The sequence below is a fragment of the Cellulomonas sp. IC4_254 genome, assembly GCF_011603975.1.
Classification (GTDB): Bacteria; Actinomycetota; Actinomycetes; order Actinomycetales; family Cellulomonadaceae; genus Cellulomonas.
In genome coordinates this window covers 1-3,383 of the sequence record NZ_JAANNB010000281.1, presented here as the reverse complement: position 1 = coordinate 3,383, position 3,383 = coordinate 1, and the positions used below count along the sequence as shown (strand labels likewise).

4 protein-coding genes are annotated in these 3,383 nt (G+C 77.4%); 3 read left to right on the top strand and 1 reads right to left on the bottom strand.

Annotated features, from left to right (window positions below; translation table 11 throughout):
* Nucleotides 1-182: 182 nt before the first annotated feature.
* From G6556_RS17815 to G6556_RS17805, 3 genes are read left to right on the top strand one after another with little or no spacing between them, the layout of a single operon-like run.
* Entirely contained in the window at nt 183-872 is a 690-nt protein-coding gene (locus G6556_RS17815; RefSeq protein ID WP_166944345.1) for a UPF0758 domain-containing protein, read from the top strand.
* On the top strand, nt 869-1,291 hold the full coding sequence (locus tag G6556_RS17810) for an NUDIX domain-containing protein (protein ID WP_205693707.1): 423 nt from the start codon (nt 869-871) through the stop codon (nt 1,289-1,291). Before G6556_RS17815 ends, G6556_RS17810 begins: the two co-directional genes overlap by 4 nt.
* A gap of 9 nt (nt 1,292-1,300) precedes the next feature.
* Nucleotides 1,301-1,777, top strand: a complete 477-nt coding sequence (locus tag G6556_RS17805; protein WP_166944343.1) for a PPOX class F420-dependent oxidoreductase — start codon at nt 1,301-1,303, stop codon at nt 1,775-1,777.
* Nucleotides 1,778-1,804: 27 nt separating this feature from the next.
* On the opposite strand, the gene G6556_RS17800 is transcribed toward G6556_RS17805, so the two are convergent.
* Nucleotides 1,805-3,373 (bottom strand): dihydrolipoamide acetyltransferase family protein, encoded by a 1,569-nt coding sequence (locus tag G6556_RS17800; RefSeq protein ID WP_166944347.1) that lies wholly within the window; start codon nt 3,371-3,373, stop codon nt 1,805-1,807.
* Nucleotides 3,374-3,383 lie beyond the last annotated feature (10 nt).

The following is a 3,383-nucleotide window of genomic DNA, read 5'->3' as shown; positions in this document are numbered from 1 at the left end:
CCGGGCGCGGGGGCAGGGGTCGGGCGCTCGGAGGGGATCACGCCTCCATCATCACCCGGCGGCGCACCCGACCGCGCCCGGGGTGGCGCGGATCACCCGCTGGCCGCTCGCGGCCGCGGACGGCTGGACCCGGCCTGTGGACAACCGGTCCGGGGGCCTCCGGCGCACCTAGGGTCGAGGAGGTGAGGAACCCGATGCTCGCCGACCTCGACCCGGACCAGCGCCCGCGCGAGCGGATGCTGCGCCTGGGCGCCGACGCCCTGTCCGACGTCGAGCTCGTCGCGCTGCTGCTCGGCTCCGGCCGGCGCGGCGCCAGCGCCCTCGACACCGCCCGCGACCTGCTGGTCGCGCACGGCGGCCTGACGGGCCTCGCGCTCGCGGACCCGCCCGCCCTGCTCCGCTCCCCCGGCGTCGGCCCGGCCAAGGCGACCCGCGTCGTCGCGGCGCTCGCGCTGGCCCGCCGGTTCGGCACGTCGACCGACCGCCGCGCGAGCGTCCGCACCCCGGCCGACGTCGCGCGGCTGGCCGCGCCGCTGCTCGCCGGACCCGCCGACGGGCGGGTGGTGGCGGTCGCCGGCGACCGGGCGGCCCGGCTGCTCGGTGCCGTCGTGGTCCCGGGCGCCGCCGCGCACGCCGAGCCGTTCGCGGTCCGGGAGGTGCTCGCGGAGACGCTGCGCCGCGGCGGGGTCACGCTCGCGCTCGCGCACCGGCACGACCCCGAGGACCCGGAGGCCTACCCGGGCGACGCCCGGACCGCCGCGACGGTGGCAGAGGCGGCCGCGCACTGCGGCGTGCGCCTGCTCGACAGCGTCGTGCTGACCGGCGACGCGTGGACGTCGGCCGCGCCCGGGCACCGGACGGGGGCAGGATGAGCGCCGTGACCGACGCACAGCCCGTCCTCCGGATCGCCGCGGCGGTCATCGTCGACGACGCGGGCCGGTGGCTCCTCGTCCGCAAGCGCGACACCACCGCGTACATGCAGGCCGGCGGCAAGATCGAGCCGGGCGAGCACCCGCGCGCCGCGGTGGTGCGGGAGATCGGCGAGGAGCTCGCCGTGGTCGTCGACCCCGCGCGGGTCCGGGACCTCGGCCGCCGGGACGCGCCCGCCGCCAACGAGCCGGGGCACCACCTCGAGGCGCACGTGTTCGCGGTGGACGGGGTGACCGGCGCGGTGCCGACCGCCGAGATCGCCGAGGCTGTCTGGGTGACGCCCGCCGAGGCCGCGCTGCTGCCGCTCGCGCCCCTCACGGTGGACCTGCTGCGCGAGGCGGGCGCACCCCGCCCGGCCTAGGGTCGGGTCATGGCCCGCTCCATCGCGTCGAACACCACCGTCGACCTGCCCGGTCTCCTGGACTTCGTCCGGACCCGGCACCACCTGCTGCTCGCGACCACCCGGCGCGACGGCCGCCCGCAGATCTCCCCGGTGAGCGGCGGCGTCGACGACCAGGGCCGCATCGTCATCTCCACCTACCCCGGCCGCGCCAAGACCGTGAACGCCGAGCGCGACCCCCGGGTGTCCGTGCTGGTGCTGTCGGACGACTGGAACGACGCCTGGGTGCAGGTCGACGGCGACGCCGAGGTGCTGCACATGCCCGAGGCCGAGGACGCCCTGGTCGACTACTACCGGTGCATCGCCGGCGAGCACCCCGACTGGGACGAGTACCGCGCGGCCATGCGGGTGCAGGGCAAGAGCCTGATCCGCGTCACGCCGACCCGCTGGGGCCCGGTCGCCACCGGCGGCTTCCCGGCGGACGTGGCCGCGCGCCTGGACGGCTGACCTCCCGCCGAGCGCGCGGCCCGGCGCTCAGCCCCAGACCAGCGCCTGCGCCGGGTCCTCCAGCACCGCGGCGACGTCCGCCAGCACCATCGAGCCGAGCGCGCCGTCCACGAGGCGGTGGTCGACGCTGAGCGCGAGCTGCGTGACGTGCCGGACCTTGATCTTGCCCTTGTGCACCCAGGGCTGCTCGCGGATGGCGCCGAACGCCAGGATCGCCGCCTCGCCCGGGTTGAGGATCGGGGTGCCGGTGTCGATGCCGAACACGCCGACGTTGGTGATCGTGATCGTGCCGTCGGCCATGTCGCGCGGCGTGGTCTTGCCGGCCCGCGCCGTGGAGGTGAGGTCCGCGAGGCCCTGCGCCAGGTCGTGCAGCCCGAGCCGGTGCGCGTCCTTGATGTTCGGCACGACCAGCCCGCGCGGGGTCGCCGCGGCGATGCCGAGGTTCACGTAGTGCTTGTAGACGATCTCCTGCGCGGCCTCGTCCCAGGACGCGTTCACGTCCGGGTGCCGGCGGACGGCGAGCAGCAGCGCCTTCGCGGCGATCAGCAGCGGGGTGACCCGGACGTCCGCGAACTCCTTGTCCTGGCGCAGCCGCTGGACGAGCTTCATCGTGCGGGTCACGTCGACGGTCTGGAACACGGTCACGTGCGGTGCGGTGAACGCGGAGGTCACCATCGCCTCGGCGGTGCGCTTGCGGACCGACTTCACCGGCACGCGGGTCTGCCGGCCGTCGGGCGAGACCGTGCCGGACGCGAGCCACGGCTGGTCGTCGGCCGGGTAGGTCGCGAGGACGCGCGCCTCGGCGGCGGCCTGGTGCGCGAGCACGTCCTCCCGGGTGACGATCCCGCCGGGGCCGGTCGGCACGACGGAGTCGAGGTCGACGCCGAGGTCGCGGGCGAGCTTGCGCACCGGCGGCTTCGCCAGGGCCCGGCGGCCGGAGACGGCGGCGGGCTCGCCGGTCGGCACGGCGCCCGGGCGGACGGTGGGCATGGCGGCCGACGGGGCGGGGGCCGGGGTCGTGCTGCCCCGGGAGGCGCCCGGCCCGGCGGTCGCGGGCCGCACCGGGGCGGCGCCCGCGTCGGTGGCCTCCGGCCCGGCGGCGCCCGCGTCGACGTCGCCCTCGGCGGAGGTGAACCGGGCGCGGCGCGCGGTCGGGGCGGCGGCCGTGCCGTAGCCGACGAGCACCGCACCGCCCGGCTCCTCGGCCTCGGCGCCGTCACCCTCGCCGGGTGCCGACGCGTGCCGCGCCACCGGGGCGCCGGCCTGCACCGGGTCGGCGTCCGACGTCGGCCCGTGCACCGGCACCTCGGGCCCGACGCCGGGGGCGGCGTCCGCCGGGGCGTCCCCGGTCGGGTCGGTGTCGATCTCGATGATCGGGGTGCCGACCTCGACCGTCGCGCCCTCCTCGACCAGCAGCCGCGACACGACGCCCGCGAACGGGCTCGGCAGGTCGACGAGCGACTTCGCGGTCTCGATCTCCACGATCGTCTGGTTGATCGCCACGGTGTCGCCGACGGCGACGTGCCAGGCGGCGATCTCGGCCTCGGTCAGGCCCTCGCCGGCGTCGGGGAGGCGGAACTGCTGGAAGGACGGCACGGGTGGTGCT